Source organism: Bradyrhizobium sp. WYCCWR 13022, from assembly GCF_030435535.1.
In the GTDB taxonomy this organism is placed as follows: domain Bacteria; phylum Pseudomonadota; class Alphaproteobacteria; order Rhizobiales; family Xanthobacteraceae; genus Bradyrhizobium.
On record NZ_JAUIZJ010000002.1, the window covers coordinates 481,367 to 497,264 of the forward strand.

At 60.6% G+C, this 15,898-nt stretch carries 16 protein-coding genes and 2 tRNA genes; 7 read left to right on the forward strand and 11 right to left on the reverse strand.

The window, feature by feature from the left end; genetic code table 11:
* The first annotated feature begins 17 nt into the window (after positions 1–17).
* The 3 genes from QY049_RS03305 to QY049_RS03315 are packed head-to-tail and all read left to right on the forward strand — an operon-like array spanning position 18 to position 2,510.
* Positions 18–791 (forward strand): hypothetical protein, encoded by a 774-nt coding sequence (locus QY049_RS03305; protein WP_301268901.1) that lies wholly within the window; start codon positions 18–20, stop codon positions 789–791.
* Positions 791–1,138 (forward strand): hypothetical protein, encoded by a 348-nt coding sequence (locus tag QY049_RS03310; RefSeq protein WP_301268902.1) that lies wholly within the window; start codon positions 791–793, stop codon positions 1,136–1,138. Before QY049_RS03305 ends, QY049_RS03310 begins: the two co-directional genes overlap by 1 nt.
* The gene (locus QY049_RS03315) at positions 1,050–2,510 is read left to right on the forward strand and encodes a terminase family protein (protein WP_301268903.1); all 1,461 of its coding nucleotides are present in this window, start codon (positions 1,050–1,052) and stop codon (positions 2,508–2,510) included. The genes QY049_RS03310 and QY049_RS03315 overlap by 89 nt, the downstream gene beginning before the upstream one ends.
* 21 nt (positions 2,511–2,531) lie before the next feature.
* On the opposite strand, the gene QY049_RS03320 is transcribed toward QY049_RS03315, so the two are convergent.
* Both QY049_RS03320 and QY049_RS03325 read right to left on the reverse strand, forming a co-directional pair.
* The gene (locus QY049_RS03320; RefSeq protein ID WP_301268904.1) at positions 2,532–3,320 is read right to left on the reverse strand and encodes a hypothetical protein; all 789 of its coding nucleotides are present in this window, start codon (positions 3,318–3,320) and stop codon (positions 2,532–2,534) included.
* A 7-nt stretch (positions 3,321–3,327) separates the two neighbouring features.
* Entirely contained in the window at positions 3,328–4,860 is a 1,533-nt protein-coding gene (locus tag QY049_RS03325; protein ID WP_301268905.1) for a hypothetical protein, read from the reverse strand.
* Between the two features lie 412 nt (positions 4,861–5,272).
* Here QY049_RS03325 and QY049_RS03330 point away from each other — a divergent pair, with 412 nt between their 5' ends.
* Positions 5,273–5,713, forward strand: a complete 441-nt coding sequence (locus QY049_RS03330) for a hypothetical protein (protein WP_301268906.1) — start codon at positions 5,273–5,275, stop codon at positions 5,711–5,713.
* The gene (locus QY049_RS03335; protein WP_301268907.1) at positions 5,710–5,883 is read left to right on the forward strand and encodes a hypothetical protein; all 174 of its coding nucleotides are present in this window, start codon (positions 5,710–5,712) and stop codon (positions 5,881–5,883) included. The genes QY049_RS03330 and QY049_RS03335 overlap by 4 nt, the downstream gene beginning before the upstream one ends.
* A 1,359-nt stretch (positions 5,884–7,242) precedes the next feature.
* Here QY049_RS03335 and QY049_RS03340 read toward each other — a convergent pair.
* The 5 genes from QY049_RS03340 to QY049_RS03360 all read right to left on the reverse strand — a co-directional run bounded on the left by QY049_RS03340 (position 7,243) and on the right by QY049_RS03360 (position 11,450).
* A tRNA-Asn gene (locus QY049_RS03340) sits at positions 7,243–7,317 on the reverse strand.
* Between the two features lie 135 nt (positions 7,318–7,452).
* Complete coding sequence (locus tag QY049_RS03345) at positions 7,453–7,641, reverse strand: hypothetical protein (RefSeq protein WP_301268908.1); 189 nt, start codon at positions 7,639–7,641, stop codon at positions 7,453–7,455.
* A gap of 241 nt (positions 7,642–7,882) precedes the next feature.
* Positions 7,883–9,592 carry a flotillin family protein gene (locus QY049_RS03350; RefSeq protein WP_194475952.1) on the reverse strand — a complete coding sequence of 570 codons (1,710 nt, stop codon included), beginning with the start codon at positions 9,590–9,592 and terminating at the stop codon, positions 7,883–7,885.
* Positions 9,593–9,611: 19 nt separating this feature from the next.
* Positions 9,612–10,274: an OB-fold-containig protein gene (locus tag QY049_RS03355; RefSeq protein WP_194475953.1), complete on the reverse strand. Its 663-nt coding sequence runs from the start codon at positions 10,272–10,274 to the stop codon at positions 9,612–9,614.
* 12 nt (positions 10,275–10,286) lie between these two features.
* Entirely contained in the window at positions 10,287–11,450 is a 1,164-nt protein-coding gene (locus tag QY049_RS03360) for a PspA/IM30 family protein (RefSeq protein WP_194475954.1), read from the reverse strand.
* 961 nt (positions 11,451–12,411) lie between these two features.
* Here QY049_RS03360 and QY049_RS03365 point away from each other — a divergent pair.
* Positions 12,412–13,554, forward strand: a complete 1,143-nt coding sequence (locus QY049_RS03365) for a transporter substrate-binding domain-containing protein (RefSeq protein WP_301268909.1) — start codon at positions 12,412–12,414, stop codon at positions 13,552–13,554.
* Between the two features lie 239 nt (positions 13,555–13,793).
* Here QY049_RS03365 and QY049_RS03370 read toward each other — a convergent pair whose 3' ends face one another.
* Positions 13,794–14,057, reverse strand: a complete 264-nt coding sequence (locus tag QY049_RS03370; RefSeq protein ID WP_258761645.1) for a hypothetical protein — start codon at positions 14,055–14,057, stop codon at positions 13,794–13,796.
* A 286-nt stretch (positions 14,058–14,343) separates the two neighbouring features.
* Between QY049_RS03370 and QY049_RS03375 the strand changes: the two genes are divergently transcribed.
* On the forward strand, positions 14,344–14,538 hold the full coding sequence (locus tag QY049_RS03375; RefSeq protein ID WP_301268910.1) for a hypothetical protein: 195 nt from the start codon (positions 14,344–14,346) through the stop codon (positions 14,536–14,538).
* A gap of 71 nt (positions 14,539–14,609) precedes the next feature.
* Here QY049_RS03375 and QY049_RS03380 read toward each other — a convergent pair whose 3' ends face one another.
* The 3 genes from QY049_RS03380 to QY049_RS03390 all read right to left on the reverse strand — a co-directional run bounded on the left by QY049_RS03380 (position 14,610) and on the right by QY049_RS03390 (position 15,859).
* Complete coding sequence (locus tag QY049_RS03380) at positions 14,610–14,756, reverse strand: hypothetical protein (RefSeq protein WP_194475958.1); 147 nt, start codon at positions 14,754–14,756, stop codon at positions 14,610–14,612.
* Positions 14,757–14,944: 188 nt separating this feature from the next.
* Positions 14,945–15,018, reverse strand: a tRNA-Cys gene (locus QY049_RS03385).
* A gap of 100 nt (positions 15,019–15,118) precedes the next feature.
* The gene (locus QY049_RS03390) at positions 15,119–15,859 is read right to left on the reverse strand and encodes a tRNA-uridine aminocarboxypropyltransferase (protein ID WP_194475959.1); all 741 of its coding nucleotides are present in this window, start codon (positions 15,857–15,859) and stop codon (positions 15,119–15,121) included.
* Positions 15,860–15,898 lie beyond the last annotated feature (39 nt).

The following is a 15,898-nucleotide window of genomic DNA, read 5'->3' on the forward strand; positions in this document are numbered from 1 at the left end:
GAGGGAAAGGATCTCTGATGCCGAGCCGAGAACTTCTCAAGCGCACTGCACACGCCAAGCGCAATCCCGAATGGGACGATGATCTGCGCGGCGCGAATCTTGCCATTGCACACGCGGGCCAGATGGTGTCTGCGGGAAAACTGACGCACAAGGAATACAAGGAATTCGAGGCACATCTCTGGCACGAGATGCTCGACAAAATGCCGGTGGACGTTTTCTCCGAGATGCAAGCCGATGGCTCGCTCCAGGATCTGGAAGCCTTGGCGCGCGGATACGACGACGACCGCGACTCCCACGACGTTTTGGAAGGGCGCAAAGCCATCGAGCGCAAGGTCAAGGCCGATGCGCTTGAGCTGAAGTGGTTGCAGGGTGCCATCGATAACAAGACATATGCGCAGCTTTCCCGCGATCACGTCGGCAAGAACGAACACCTAGATGAAATGATTGCTGATGGCGACCATGAAGGGGCTGCCTGGAAGGTGTTCGAGAGCCACTATGACGAACCCCGCGACCACGACAGCGAGCTTGCGCGGTTTATTAACGACAAATACGGCGACTCTAAAAAGAGCGACGGCAGCAAGGCAGAGAAGTTCTCGCTAGAGCGAGATGATCGCTCCAACTGGGAGAAAGCAACTGATAAGGACGGCGTCACTGATCTCGACAAGGTTTTTGATCTTGACCACGGCAAAAGCGCCTCTGGCTCGCATCATCCCGGCGGCTACGTGGAGCATGATACCGAGCTCAGTCTCGGCTCCATCCTCAGCAACAATGCGAACAAAGACGACGAGTGATGGCCGAGCAGGACGATAGGACCGGAAAGTTCCTGCCCGGCAACAAGGGCAATGGCGGCCGGCGCAAAGGTGCGCGCAATCGGCTGCACGCTGATTTTGTTGTCGCGCTTCAGGAGCACTTCACCGAGTTCGGCAAGGCAGCGATCGACATCGTCTTCAAGGAAAGCCCAAAGGATTATCTGAAGATCATCACGGCCGTGCTGCCAAAGGAATTCATCCTGGAGGATGGCCGGCTCGACGCGATGGGAGACGAAGAGATTGCAGAATACCTCGCCGAGATTCGACGTCTCAAATCTGAGCAGGTTGGAAGCGGAGCTAACGGCGGAGCAAAAGCGGCGCTCAACTGAGAACCGCCTGAAGTACTATCGCCCCTACCCCAAGCAGCGATCTTTCCACGAGGCTGGTCTCGTCTATCGAGAGCGGCTCTTTCGTGCAGCCAACCAGGTTGGCAAGACGATCGCCGGCGGCTTTGAAGCTGCCATGCACGCGACCGGCCGCTATCCCGACGACTGGAAGGGCAAAGTCTTTGATGAGCCCACCTATGCCTGGGTCGGTAGCCCGACCGGCGAGACCCTGCGCGACAATCCGCAGCGTATCTTGCTTGGTCGCGTTGGTCAGCATGGGACCGGCTCGATCCCGAAGGACGCCATTATCGAGACCGTGCCCGGCGCCGGCGTGCCTGACCTTGTGGGCAGCATCATTGTTCGCTGGGGCGGCGGCGGTGACGTCCAGGCCGGTCAAAGCTCGATCGGCCTCAAGTCCTACGTCCAGGGCCGCGAGAAGTGGCAGGGTGAAAGCCTGCACTGGCTCTGGTTCGATGAGGAGCCGCCGGAGGATATCTATTCGGAAGGGCTAACCCGGACCAACGTCACCGCGGGTCCGGTCTGGCTGACGTTCACGCCGCTGCTCGGCATGTCAGAGGTGGTGCGGCGCTTCCTCCTCGAGAAGTCGCCCGATCGGCACGACACCTCCATGACGATCGAGGAAGCCGAGCACTACACGCCCGAGCAGCGGCAGAAGATCATCGCCAGCTATCCGGCCCACGAGCGCGATGCGCGCACTAAGGGCATCCCGATTTTGGGATCCGGCCGGATCTTTCCGGTCACGGAGGAGTCGATCACGGTCGCGCCGTTCGAGATCCCGACACACTGGCACCGTATCGGCGGCATGGATTTCGGTTGGGACCATCCCTTTGCCGCCGTTGAGCTGGCCTGGGATGCCGACCAGGACGTGGTCTATGTGATCAAAGCGCATCGGCTGCGGGAGGCCACTCCCGTGGTGCACGCGGGTGCTATTAGGTCTTGGGGGCCCCTACCCTGGGCTTGGCCCCGTGATGGCCGCCGGGAGACGCTGGAAGGCGCTGGCGTCGCCCTGGCGCAGCAGTACCGCGACCAACAGCTCAACATGCTGGACTTACATGCACAGTTTCAGGACGGCTCCGTGAGCGTCGAGGCCGGCCTGATGGACATGCTAACCAGGATGGAAACCGGCAAGCTGAAGGTGTTCAGCACCCTGCTCGACTGGTTCGAGGAATTCCGCCTGTACCACCGCAAGGACGGCAAGGTGGTGAAGCTGGGCGACGACCTGCTCTCAGCGACCCGCTACGCGATCATGATGCTGCGCTTCGCTGAGCAGATCTATCGGCGGGACAAGCCGCGGCGCCGGCGGGGTTTCTTCTGGGGCGGTGGGCACGATTCAGGTGCCTGGATGAGAGGCTAGCTTACCACCGTTGCCGCGTTCTCACTTTGGCGCCAATTTTACGGAGAGCTTTTGCGCAAGAGCAGCCCCAAACTGTGAACAGGCGATCGCAATCTCATCAAAGTCGACGGCCGATATGATCAAAGGTTGTCCTATCGTGTACTCTCGTCGCCGCAATTCAGTTTTGACCATGATTATCGTCCCAGCTTCAACGTGCATCCCGGGAAAAATCTCGACTTCGCCTCCATCTCGTTCGACATAAACCTTGATCCGTGGAAATTGCAGCACCAACTTGCCGTCGTCACCAGCATCGGTCTTGCCAACGATGCCATTTCGATGCTCAAGGCAATTTCTCGCGGTCTGCATCGATTGGTACGCATCGGTGAATTCGAAATGAGGATCGAGATGCGCATTTACCGCGGCGAGAAGGTTAGGAAAGTTCAGATCGTTCGCGGCCTTTCGAAATGGCCGCAACACGTCATCCAACGTACCGTCGGTGGCCGCTCGCACCTTGCCGACCCTTGTAAGCTCCAGAACAAAATAGGCTTCCTCAAGCGATCGGCGAACACCTCGCATGAGGTCCTGAAATGCCCTAGCAAGGATCCAGCTCTGATGGACGGCGCGGCGTTCGTTCGCTGTGAGATCAAGTCCCGAAAAACCAACCTTCATGGACTTGCCGTCTGACTGGTCCTCGGGCTTTTTCGACAGATCCGTTTTATCGAGCGCGGCGAAATAGAGATCTACAATTTCCTTGCAGACTGCAGCGGCCGACGTCGCCGGTACCGCGACTCCGTCGAGGTTGATGTTCAAGACGATTTGTTGGTCAGCCATTGTTTCTTCACGCCGTGGCATTTAGCGCATTTAATTGATCGGCAAAAGCTCGCATGTCGCCAACATTCAGCACTCGGCACGACTCTCCAAGTCGACCAACCTTGTCGTCATAAACTTTCTGAGCGATCGTTTTGGCATCGCCCATGCCAGAACGAAGGACATAGTTTTCTTGATCGGCAACAACTCCGAAGTCGAATATGCAGGTATCATCCACAAACTGTCGATCTGTCTTAGCCCGACGCATGATCGAGACTAGATGGTAGTCTCCAAGCTGCAGGTGACAATAGTACGCTAGAAAATCGATCGCTGGCGGCGCGTCGCTAATCTTCGCCTCATAGTGCATAGTAGATGCTGTGATCATTTGGTGGACGAAATTCAGATCGTTTATTCTATTCTGGAATTCCGCAAGACTAATTTCGAACTTCGAAGAACCGACAATAGTCTTGAGCGTGTCGGCGATTTTAAGGATATCATCCCAATCGCCCCTGGGGCCTGCGGGTTCGCTAATCGTGCCGCGGAACAATCGCATTCCGCTTTCGTGAATCACCTCAGCAGAAATTCTCGCCGATCGATACCGCCAGCAATTGAACAGAACGTAATCGTGGAGTGCCTTTATGCTCAGCAAAGCGGTTGGATCAAGGTTATATGAAAAGCCGCTAACTCCCTCCGGGCCGTGCAGAAGCTCTATCGCGCCGGTTGATGCTCTAAAGCTGCCGTCTGCTGTCCTATCTGTCGGGTTGTAATAATAGAGCTTCGCGGCGACCGCGATTGCTGGCGTGTCGGCAGATCCTTGCAATTTGATTTCGCAATCGCTGATGGGCTTCGGTTCGATGTAAACGGTGCCAGATGCCCCCTTGATGTCGCTCTTCGGCGAAGAGATCCCGAAGCGCAGCGGTGAGTACGAGAAATTTTTGACGGGCAGGCCATTTCCTATACCAAGAAACGCGCGGTAGATCTCTGGCATGGTTCCTTGGAATGTGAGACTGCCGAGCGAGGTGTCGTGGCCAATTTCGTGGTACAGCTTGGCCTTTTTCGATTGATAGTCGCCTTCGATCATCGAGATCTGTGCCACCATCCAGCTTACAATTCCGCCGGTGACTTCATCGTTGGGGCTAAACTTAACGGGGATCCGCTTCTTATTGGGGGCCGTACCATCGCGTTCGGCAAGACGTCCTTCGCGAAGGGCCGATGTGATCATTTCCGTCCAAACGTGCTTGGCATATACCTTGTGCGTTGTCGCGCCTTTTGGAATCACGACCAGAACGATAAAAAATGGCAACGCAGATGCCGCTGCCTTCAATGCATTTGATAGTTTGATCTCTATGCTGAGCCCCCGGGTGGTTTTCGATTTTACTTGAACGAAGGCGGTCGGTTCTGCAGGCTGCGTGTCAAGCGGACCTAGGTGACTGCCGATTGGCAGCTCCACGAAATAGTCCCATCCGTTTTCGTCTTCCTGCGCTTTGTGCGCCTTTGCTCCTCCAGCAGAGCAAAGTGTCGCAAAGAGGTTCTCGGCAAATCTCGAGGGTCGCTTAACGGCCATATCTTGCCCCCTCCCAAAGCATAATGCACGCAATGGTAGCGCGGGCCCTTGCCCCTAGGAAGGGGGTGGATTTTTAACCAAATCAGTGGTGGACTGTCCGTGGGTGTAGCAACCCGGACCAGAGCTAGAGCCGCATTCCTTGGTCAGGAAATCACTCGTTTGGCGACGAGCGATCGCGGCTGAATTCAGATTGCCGGTTTCCGGCAGTCGACGGGCGCACTTGGCGGTGCGGCTCCGACCCGAACCTTATTGCCTATTCGGATTCCGAGGGCAAGTGGCCGGGGGCGGACTGTGCTGTCCAGGGGAGAAATCCCTAAAAGCGTCCGACCCGTCGCTCTGGCGGGTTGCTACCCCCCGGCTGCCCCGTCCGTTTCGGGGCGCGGCTGTAGCAGGCCAAAACAGAGCAACCACCATGGAAAACATCAGAGAACTTGATACGGAGTCCACCCGTGCGATTTTGTCCGGGCTGGCTATCCAACAGCGGGCGAGACAAACCTCCCTCACCGACCTCGCCAGACTCAGGAAAGAGGCATCCGCCGAGATTACCCGGCTGATCGCGTTCCTGGACGCCTCAGACCCCTACGTCATGAACGAGCTCGAGGAAGAATGCGAAGACGAAGGCGCACAGTGTGAGGATGAGGGCGCCGAGCACGACGGCCGCGAGCCTGACGTAGACGGCGAGCCTTCACTTGGCAGCTGTGATCCGTCCATCTGGGGTGGTGATCAGACGCGCTGGGCATCGGGTGGCCGGCGAGACCTTGAGCTAGACCACGCTGAGAGCGGCATCGGAGACCGCGACGGCTTGCTTGAGCAGGCCGGAACGCAGGACTGGCAGCAAGGGGCAATGGCATGAAAGCGGCCGTCGCTCACGACCTTGCCTCCGAGATTGTGCACCTCGCCGATCTCTTGGCGGTGCTCTTCGCCGGGCCTGATCCTGAAAACGCATCTGACGGCGCCCGTTTAGTGGCGCTGGAGATCGGGGCTAAGGCCGACCGGATAAAGGATGCTGTGAAGTGCGATTGATCCGAGCCCTTTGGGCGCTCCATCGACTTAGATGGGCTCGCAAGCGCGCTGAGTGGCGCCATCGAACAAATCGGTGATTAACCGGCTGCAATGACTGATCTAATCGCCTTATTGCCGGATTATCCGGCATTTTGAGAATCGGCCCGCCGGTGGTGATGCCGGCGGGGCCTTTTTTGCTCTCAACTACGAGCTAATCTCTTCACTCGCACGAGTTCTGCCTGCAGCGAGCGTACCTCACTGCATAGCTGATCAATTGCCTTGACCAAATTATCGACTGCCTTGTCTGCATCTCCGGCTTGCTTGGCTCGGCGTGCATAATTTTCAGCTTGGCTCACAGACATGATCGCCCTCCCCTATGGGTGCCCGGTCGTCGGTTCAGTAGCGCGGGGTCCTGTGGCCGGTCGCGCCGGTATATGGGTTTACGTTGCCACTGGTGCCGAAGTTGTCCCGCTGGGTACCATTCGGGTTGGTCGCAACGTAGGGAGCTACGTATGTGCCGTTGCTGCGAGTGTAGCCCGATGAAGTGTGCGTGCTCGGGTTCGAGCCGGTGCCGCTGAGATATTGAGCGTGTGCGGCGGTACCGACAAGCGTCAGAGCGATGGCTAGTGCGATTGTCTTCAATTTCAGCCCTTCCCGAACAGGTTTTATGAATACCCGCACACAACCATGGCCTGTTTGACGAGTCGAGTCCGACGAATGGATAAAGAAGGCGGACGCCCACGAGACGTTGCGCGGTCGCCAAGAGCATCATTGCGATGATTCAAAATTGGTTTCTGGCGATATTCGCTGGCCTGCTGGTGGTAGCCTGCTCGATGGCCGCGGTTGCGGCGGACAGGGTCACCGAAAGGATCAGAGCGCGCCGATCTCGCTCCTAGCAAGGTCGTGGACGTGAACGGCTCAGCGAAAAGGCCCCCAGCCTCACCAAAGGATCAGTGAACTGGGGCAAGGTATGCCTTCTCGCTGGGGCATCACGTACCCCGGCAATCGGGAAAACTTGGTAGCTGCTTTGCGGTTCCAACTCCGTGTCAGCCCTTCGGCATTCGGAGAAAGAGCTCGACTATGAACCAGATCATTGGTGAGAACACCGCCAGCAGAACGACTGCGAGCAGGAATGCCTTGGCCTTGGTCATTGACGGCCACCACCGCTGGAAAGCACGAAAGGCGCGCTGGCTGACTTGGGAAATTTACGGGGGTAGGCTGCAGGCCGTGAGGCGGGCGCCTGGTCGAGAGGTGCCACGACGAGACCCGGCAGAACAGAATCGAAGGTCGGCCCGAACTCAACCTCACGAAAATGTGTGCATGGCGTGTGAACGCCGAAAAAGGCGACCAACCAATTCTCACCTAAGTGATTGAATTTGTTGGCTCCCCGGGCTGGATTCGAACCAGCGACCATCCGATTAACAGTCGGATGCTCTACCGCTGAGCTACCGAGGAAAAGAGCGAACCAGTCGCTCGCGCGGGGCTGCGTATAACAAAGCCGGTTGCGCTTGCAAAGGACGAATTCGCCATCGTGTGCAGAGCATTGAGAAAGGACTGATCCAGCCCCTCCTCGGCTTGGGTCAGGTCAAATTACTCGGCGACGAACGAGGTGGACTTGGTGCCGGAATCGTGGCGCAGGCGAAGCGCGGTGAACTTGCAGAGGTTGACGTTCTTCCAGAGGACGGACTCGTTGTAGTTCTCCCAATCAACGCGGATGTTCCAGACGCAGCCTTCGTCATCATCGTCGAACTCGACATAGGTGCTGGCCTGGTTCTGCAAGACCTTGTCCAGCTCGTTGTCCCATTCGTCCTAGCCATCGTCCGGTACGTTGAGGCCGAGGAATTGACGTCGATCGGCGCAAGCGCCGCGGCAACCAAGGCGTTGCCTTGAACAGTTCGTCCGGAGCGTGGTCGAGAGTTTCGACGGCCTCTCGACCCGCGCTCCGGCTCGTTGCGCGACGCGAGACGCGCAACGAGCCAAGTCATATCGTTTCGAATTCTCCGTAGCAATGAACCGACATTCATAGATCGGCGGAGTTTGTTTTCTCCGGCGCAGGCACCGCCGCCGGCACGGTCGCGGCACCGTTGGCCTTGCCTGTAACGGCGCCAACCAGTGACTTCACGGGATCATCGCCCGGTGCAAAGCCGCTCTGGCGCAGGATCTCGTCGATCATCGGACGCAGCGCGTGCACCTTGAGCAGTTCGCCGGCGAGCCCCTCGCCGAAGCCGACGCCGCCGCCTGCAGCTCCGCTGCCGTTGCCGCCGAACGCACCGCCGGTGTGCAGGATGCGAACGTCCTTGAGGTTGGCGATCGGCTTGACCATCTCGGCCAGCGCCGACGGCATCGTCTCGATCCGCTTCTTGGCAATCTCGAAATCGATGACGTTGCTGCCGAGCTTGTTCTGCGCCTCGTTCTTCATGGTGATGACGGCGGCCTCGGCCTCACCGATGTTGCGCACGCCAACCGCCTTGATCTTGTTGGACTCGGCTTCGGCCGTCGCCAGCGTCTTGACGGCTTCGGCGCGGTCGAGCGAAGCCTTCTTGTCGGCTTCGGCCGCGACGATCAACTCGGTGGATTTGCGTTCGGCCTCGGTGCGCGCGGCGAGCACCTGGGTCAGTCGGGCGCGATCCGCAACCTCGACGGCGCGCGCGGTCACGACCTTTTCCTCCGCCGATACGGCGAGTGCTTCGGCCGCCTTGGCTTCGGCTACGGCCTCCGAAGTCTGCTTGCTCTTGGACGCGATCTGGATCTCGTTTTCCTGGGTTGCGATCTGGATTTCGCGCTGCGCGTCGGTCTTGCGCTTGTTGATTGCGAGATCCGACTCGATGACGGCGGTCTCCTTGACCTGCTTGGCGCCCGCCTCCTTCTCCGCGACCGCCCGGTCGGTGTCGATGCGGGCGTTCTCCTCGGTCAGGCGCGCGGTCTGCGTCGCGGTGGCGACCTCGGCGCGCGTGCTCGCGGTCTTGTTGGCAATGTCGCGCTCCTGCGACAGCTCGGCTTCCTTCTTGGTCCGCTCGATCCCCAGCGTCTGCTGGCGCGCCTCCAGATCCTTCTGCGCGATCGCGACCTCGTTGTCGCGCACGATCGCGTTGCGGTCGCGTCGGCGGGTTTCCGTGATGGTCTTGAGCTGGGTCAGGCCTTCGGCGTCGAAGAAGTTCTCGGGGTTGAAGAATTTGACGTCGGTCTGGTCGAGCTTCGTGAGCGATACCGACTCCAGCTCGAGGCCGTTGGATTTCACGTCGGACTCCACGGTCGCCTGCACGTGCTTGACGAAGTCCGAACGTTTTTCCTGGAGCTCCAGGATGGTCATGGTCGCCGCCACCGAACGCAGGCCGTCGACGAATTTGGCCTCGACCTGGTTGCGCAGGGCTTCGGCGTCGTTGGTCAATGCGCCCAGGGTCTGGCTCGCCAGCGCAATGCTCTCGTCATCCGGGCGAACACGGACGTAGAACTCGGCCACGATATCCACGCGCAGCCGATCCTTGGTGATGAGGGATTCCCTCTCCTTCCGCTCGACCGTAAGCCTGAGCGTTTTCAGGTTCACGCTGGCATAGGAATGGAAGATCGGCAGGATCATGGCGCCGCCGTCGAGCACGACTTTCTTGCCACCGAGGCCGGTGCGCACGAAGGCCTCATCGCGCGTGGCGCGCTTGTAGAGAATGGTGAAGATAATGCCCAAAACGACGATCAGCGCGACGCCGATCACGGCCGGGACTGCGATGTCGAACATGATTTTCTCCGATAATGACTTAGCTGCTGCTTGGAGTAGGTTTTGTCGGTTTCAGTTCATCGTCAGCCCTGACAGCCACGAAACGCGTGTCGACGCGATCGACCAGGAGTACCAATGTGCCTTGGGGCAGCGGCGATGACGTGGGCGCGGCAACCGCCGAGACGAAATGCCTGTTGCCGTGGATGTCCGCGACGCTGACACGGCCGGGCGGCCCCTGGTCGAGCGGACCGACCACGACCTCCCCGACGCGGCCGACGAGATCGCCGAGGCCGACGGCGTAGCTCTCGTCCTTGGGAATGATCCGTGCGATGCCGCCGCTCGCGGCACGGACCAGCGGCACCGAGACGACGACCGCGGCAAGGGAGGCGATCGAGGCGGGCAACGGGCCGGCCACCATCCGTGCGACGTCCTGGATCAGGAAGCCCGTGATCGAGAAGGCGCCGAGCGCCAGCAACAGGAAGATCAGCAGCGGCACGCCGCCGACGTTGATCCAGGAGATGGCGTTGATGACGCCGTTGTCGCTGGGATGGCTGAAATCGATGCTGGTGCCGAGCATCTCGCTTAGCGAGGCCCCGACCAGCATCGTGACCACTTCGAGCGTGCCGACGATGAGGATCATGGCCGCCGCGATCGCGAACGGCCGGACCTCCGGCGACATGACGTGTTCGAGCAATGCGCTCATGACACGATGCTCTCAGGAACGCGACTTCAACCGCGCGAGCCTCGCCGCAATTTCCTTGTCGCGATGGAGCGCGCTGAGTTCGTCGATGTCACTCGAATACGGAATGCCCGGCGGCACGCCGGTGACGCGCGCCACCGCCCTGCCCGCACGCAGCGCCTTCGCCGTCGCGGAGCTGCCGCCACGCTTCCGCGGCGAATTCGACGCCTGGTGGCTCGCCGCGGCCTCGCTCTTTTCAAGATCGACGCGGCGCCGTTCGGCATCCTGAAGCGCCGAGAGCACTGCGCGCAGCGAGGTGACGCATTGCTCGATCTTCTCGTTGTTCTCGTCGATGGCGCGGGAGAGCACCTCGAACTGCGCCTCCAGATCCATCTGCCGCGCGATACCGGCGCGGGCGAGATCGTCGCGGCTGTCGGCGATCGCGCCCTCGATCTTGGCAGCGAGATCGGTCATCTCGCGTTCGATCTCGGTACGGCGCGCATTGAGGCGGTATTCCTCGGCGCGCGCGGCAGCAAGCGCATCGCGCGCCTCGCTCTCGGCGCGCTCGATCTCGCGAATGGCCTGGCCGACCACTTTCAGCTTGTTGTTGCCTTCCGCCTGCTCGATCGCGTCATAGGCGATGCCGGCAATGAGACGTCCGACCCGGGACAGGAAATTCTCGGGAGCGGCTGCGATGGTATCCATAGCGTTCTCCTCCTCTGGCAGACTGTTCGGCGTGACGCCGTAGTGAACTTCGAAACCGTCGTCGGTGCGGATCAGGTGCGCGGGCACGCTCTGGCCCCAGCCGTCCGCGTAACCGACGTAGTCGAAGGGCACGCTGAAGCGCCCTTGCACGGTGGAAATCGAAATGGTGGCCGGCCCCTTGATCTTGGCGAGCTTGTCGTCGAGCGGCAGGCGGCGGCCTTGCGCGGCGCGATAGTCCGCGCGGTCGCGCAGGCCCAGCGTCACCAGCCGCGACGGCAGCGCGGTTTCTTTCCGGATCGGCTCGTAGGCATGGGCATGCAGCAGCACGACATTGGAGCCCACGTTATGGGTTCGTGCGACCTCATCCAGGATCTCCATCATGCGGTCATAAGCCTGGAACGTCGCTTCCATGGCGGCCTTGGCGGCCGGATCAGGGGCAAGCCGGTATCGAAGCGCCGATGGCGCATTTCGGGGCGACGGGCTCATAGAAAGCACTAAAGCACCATTTTGGTGCTTTACAAAGGGAGAGTTCGATCACGTTCCGCTGATCCTGATGCACTCTGAAGGTTAGTCGCTGTCGCCCGGGGCCGCGTTCAAGGCGGGCCATCACTCCTAGTTCACCGCCGATCAAGACTTCCTGCACGCTCGGGTTGCAATTTTACGTAAAGTCGACAGCGACTGGGACCAGGGTTGTGATGGGCAACTCTCTCGCCGTCATCGCCGCGTGCGGGGCACGGACTGTGCGCTATCCCTTCGTATCCCAACACGCAGACACACCTTCTCATCCTCGCGGCGAGTTGCGCCCGAGCTTTGCATCGCCGCATCACCCCTCCAATGTCAGAGGGTGCAGGGAAGACCGGGTGCCGGCTGGCACCCGCGGTCCACTGTGCGATATCTGCGCTACAAGAGACTGCACAGCGGCATACAGGTGAAGCCAAAACATCCGGCCTTCCCTGCGCAGTGGGTTGACGGCTTATGCCGAGTTCTCCCCGGGGAGCGATGCACTATTGCCCCCGTCGCCTTGCAGATGGCTGATGCGCGGGCCCGGTTGAGCTGCACGCATCACCGCAAGACTTGACGCACAGACTCCGGGCGTCAGGACGACACGGTTTTGCCGTACGCCGTCACACCGGTCGTGTGCGCGAAGCCTTTGCTCACGGTTGCCCGCCCTGCAAAACCCTTCGCGCCGGTGTGACCCACGTCCACCACGGCTCATCCCACGTTCGTGACGATCGCGATACGCCCCCTGACCGGGATGAGGTGGCGGATGTCTACTGCAAATCAGAAATTCGGTAAAGGAGAATATTTTCGCCGGCGACGATTGACCCGCTGATTGGGTGTTTTGCCCGACGGGCAACGCAAGGGATGGTGTTTTATGGCGGACTGAGCCATCAATTCGTGACGGGACGGTCCTCAAGGATCCGCCAATGACGCGGCTCGAGACCAGGAAACATCGATGACACGTCCGCAACCGGCCACCAGCTCTCGCGCTCGAACCGGTCGGCTGCCCTGGCCGCTCGCGGCCAAGGTCACGCGCGGGCTGGTGTTGGCACTGCTCATCTGCGTGACCTGGTCTACGGCCCAGGCAGAGACCGCCAGGCTCCGGGTGGCGACCCGCGTCGTGCCACCCATGGTCGTCGAGAAGAACGGCACGCTGGGCGGCTTCAGTATCGAGCTCTGGAACAGCATCGGAAAACGACTGAACCGCGAGACCGAATATGTCGTGTTGCCGGATGTGCGCGAATTGCTCGACGCTGTGGCAAGTGGACGGGCCGATCTCGCCATCGCGGCCATCTCGATCACGTCGGAGCGAGAGGACAGATTCGACTTCTCCCAGCCGATCATGAACTCGGGCCTGCAGGTTCTGGTGCGTGGCAATGCCGTCAATGTCGCAGCCAATCCGTTGCGCGAACTGATGCAACTGTTCTTCTCACGCACGCTGCTGATCTGGCTCGGTGTTGCGCTTCTCCTGATCCTCGTTCCCGCACATCTGATGTTTCTGGTCGAGCGAACGCATCACAGCGGAATCATTCCCACCCGGAAATATTTCCCCGGAATTTTCCATGCGATGTTTTGGGCGGCGGGCACGCTCGCCACCCAGGCCGACCAGATGCCGCGGCACTGGATGGCTCGCATCGTGGCCGTGCTATGGATGTTCACGGGGGTGGTGTTCGTCGCCTTCTATACGGCGCAGCTGACGGCGTCTCTGACCGTGCAGCAGATCAAGGGACCGATCAACGGCCCGCAGGATCTCGTCGGCAAGACCGTCGGCACGACACGGGGCAGCACGGCGACGGCTTATCTGAATGAGCTCAAGACCGAGGTTCGCGAATACGAGAAGGTCGATGACCTCTACCACGCGCTACTGGACCAGCAGGTCGACGCGGTCGTGTTCGATTCACCCGCCCTGCTTTACTTCACGACCCACGACGGCAGAGGATTGGCCCGGACCGTTGGCGAGGTGTTCCACAAGGAAGACTACGGCATCGTTTTTCCGATGGGCAGTCCCCTGCGCAAGCAAGTGAACGAAGCTCTTCTGGGGCTCCGCGAGGGCGACACATATCAGAGGATTTACGAGGAATGGTTCGGCAAACGTTAGATAGGTCAGCCGGAACGAGGTCCCGTCGTTCGGGCTGAGGCGTCCTGACAAATCAGACGATCTTGCTGCAAGGCGAATCTGCGTCACGAATCCGTCAGGTGTGATTCCGAGATTTCCCGGACCGGCCTCGGACCCCGGTCGTTCAACAGCTTGTCCGCAGCATATCCACAGCTCGACGCGGACGATTTGTGCAGAATTCACCAGCCACTTGCTGCGCACAAATCCACAGCCAACCTGGCTCAGTTGCCCGTTTGGTCGAACACGCTGCGGCAAGCCTCGCTCAGGCTTGAGCGGTTACGACGCAGACAGGCCGTGATGGCGCGGACGTTCGGGATCTCGCCGGCGCAGAGCCGGTAGACGTCGGGTGTGCAGGCCCGGCGCTGTTCCGGCGTGCCCTGTTGCGCCTGGGCTGTGGTGGCAAACAGCGTCAGGAACAGCCCGACCGTGGAGGCGCGGCGCGCCCGGCTTCTCACACGCGCAAACCGCAAGAACCTCGCCTTCATGACCGGTCTCCTGTCTGCCTTGCCCGCCCGGCCGCCGTTGGCCGGTGTGGGCAAAGAGGTAGGAGGATTAAATCCCGGGGAATGTGATCTCTTTCACACTGGCATCGCCGCGCAGGAACCTAGACTTTCCTTCGGGGTTTTTTCCTCGGGGATTTTCTTTGGGGATTTTCACGAAACGCTAACCAAACGGGCCCTGATCGCCTGATCGTTAAAATGCGAGCGATCGGGTCAATCGGGTAACAAACCGGCTTTGCGACAGTGCGCCATCCGTGGTCCGGAGGGTGTGATGAGCGAAGCCGAATTCAACTTGATGCTGGATGCCGTCCGCGACGCCATGATTCATAACAATTTCGCGCCCGCACCGGAGGAGGACTTCCTGTCCCGCTCGTGGAGCTTCGACGCGACGCCGAAAGCGGCCAACGACAATGAGGGCGCCTGGCCCCTGCTGCCCTTTCCGGACGGTTGGTACGCCGCCTGCTGAGACATCCTGGCCCGGCCTGATACAACAGGTCGACGTCGCGACACGCGAGGCGCGATCACGCCGTCCGACGATCAATTCTTGACGCTGTCCTCGTCATCCTGCGGCGCCCGGTCGGGCACGGCAGGCGGGAAGATGCTGTCATAGATCGCGCGTGCCTCTTGAATGAGGCGCGCCCGCTCCAGCTCGGACTTCGGGATAAATCGTACGATCTCGCCCACGTGCTCTCCAGGGCTCGGTTGGTGGGACTGCATCACCCAGCTGATGCGAACTCTATGCCAGACCACCTGAATCGCGGGTTTCCGGCCACCCCCGGGCGAACACGGTGCCGGGCAGGCGCAAGATGCCGTCCCGGTCGCGTGCGGAACCGGCGCGAAGATTTTTTTGCTGGGATATCAGGGAGTTGTGATGGAGGCCACGACCAGAATTGAACTGGTGTACACGGTTTTGCAGACCGTTGCGTAACCACTCCGCCACGTGGCCTCAACGAGGGCGGAGCAATATAGGGGATCAGACGTTTAGGCAACCCCGCGGGGCGGGCTCAGGCCTCCTTGTCCCGGGCTCCGCCGCGATGACCGCAAAATCAGGACCGCTTGCCTCGGCGGAAATCGCGTCGGCGGCCTTTTGGCGCCGGCTTCGGCGCGAGATCCGGCATCTCGGCCTGAACCTCGCGATAGCGTGCCAACAGCCGTTCGAAACTGGCGTTCAGCGTCTCGGCAATGTCGGGGCGCCGCTCCAGCCCCGACAGCAACGTCGCGGCCGCTTCGATTGTCGACAGTCCGTCCTTGCGTGGCTCGCGGCGCAGGCGCCCGTAGCGCGACGGGTGCTTCGGATTGAGGATCACGCGCTGGCATTTCAGCATCCAGGGATTGCGCCACCACAGCGCCTTGGCCTGGCTCCAGGTGCCGTCGAGAAGCACCACGCCTTCGAGCTTGCCGAGGATCGCGCGCTGGTTCTCCGCGACCTCGCCCTTGCGGTTGAGCGCGACGATCTCGCCGTCCACGTCGAGATCGGCCGCGCGCGCCGAGCCGAGATAGAGCACCGCCCAGTGCGAGGCATTCTCGATCGGACGGCCGAGCGCCTTGGACAGGCTCGGCCAGGACAGGCCGACCTTCACCGTCGCATCGGCGAAATGCTTGGCAAGCAGCCGCGCCGTGCCGAGCGCCCTGTCCTGCTCCTGTGGATGCTGCAGGATCAGGAGCGAGAGCTTGTTCTCGATCGGCGTGACACTGTCGCAGATGCACAGCGGCATCGGCTTCTGGCAGTGCGGGCATTCGGGAATGGGCTCGGGCGCTGCGGCCGCGGTCTCGGCTGGGTTCGACATGGTCGCCGCTATACGCTCCGCACGGCGGTTCAACAACCC

Coding starts and splice junctions, on each gene's coding strand:
- QY049_RS03305 (WP_301268901.1), top strand. CDS start 18: ATGCCGAGCCGAGAACTTCTCAAGCGCACTGCACACGCCAAGCGCAAT.
- QY049_RS03310 (WP_301268902.1), top strand. CDS start 791: ATGGCCGAGCAGGACGATAGGACCGGAAAGTTCCTGCCCGGCAACAAG.
- QY049_RS03320 (WP_301268904.1), bottom strand. CDS start 3,320: ATGGCTGACCAACAAATCGTCTTGAACATCAACCTCGACGGAGTCGCG.
- QY049_RS03325 (WP_301268905.1), bottom strand. CDS start 4,860: ATGGCCGTTAAGCGACCCTCGAGATTTGCCGAGAACCTCTTTGCGACA.
- QY049_RS03330 (WP_301268906.1), top strand. CDS start 5,273: ATGGAAAACATCAGAGAACTTGATACGGAGTCCACCCGTGCGATTTTG.
- QY049_RS03335 (WP_301268907.1), top strand. CDS start 5,710: ATGAAAGCGGCCGTCGCTCACGACCTTGCCTCCGAGATTGTGCACCTC.
- QY049_RS03350 (WP_194475952.1), bottom strand. CDS start 9,592: ATGTTCGACATCGCAGTCCCGGCCGTGATCGGCGTCGCGCTGATCGTC.
- QY049_RS03355 (WP_194475953.1), bottom strand. CDS start 10,274: ATGAGCGCATTGCTCGAACACGTCATGTCGCCGGAGGTCCGGCCGTTC.
- QY049_RS03365 (WP_301268909.1), top strand. CDS start 12,412: ATGACACGTCCGCAACCGGCCACCAGCTCTCGCGCTCGAACCGGTCGG.
- QY049_RS03370 (WP_258761645.1), bottom strand. CDS start 14,057: ATGAAGGCGAGGTTCTTGCGGTTTGCGCGTGTGAGAAGCCGGGCGCGC.
- QY049_RS03375 (WP_301268910.1), top strand. CDS start 14,344: ATGAGCGAAGCCGAATTCAACTTGATGCTGGATGCCGTCCGCGACGCC.
- QY049_RS03390 (WP_194475959.1), bottom strand. CDS start 15,859: ATGTCGAACCCAGCCGAGACCGCGGCCGCAGCGCCCGAGCCCATTCCC.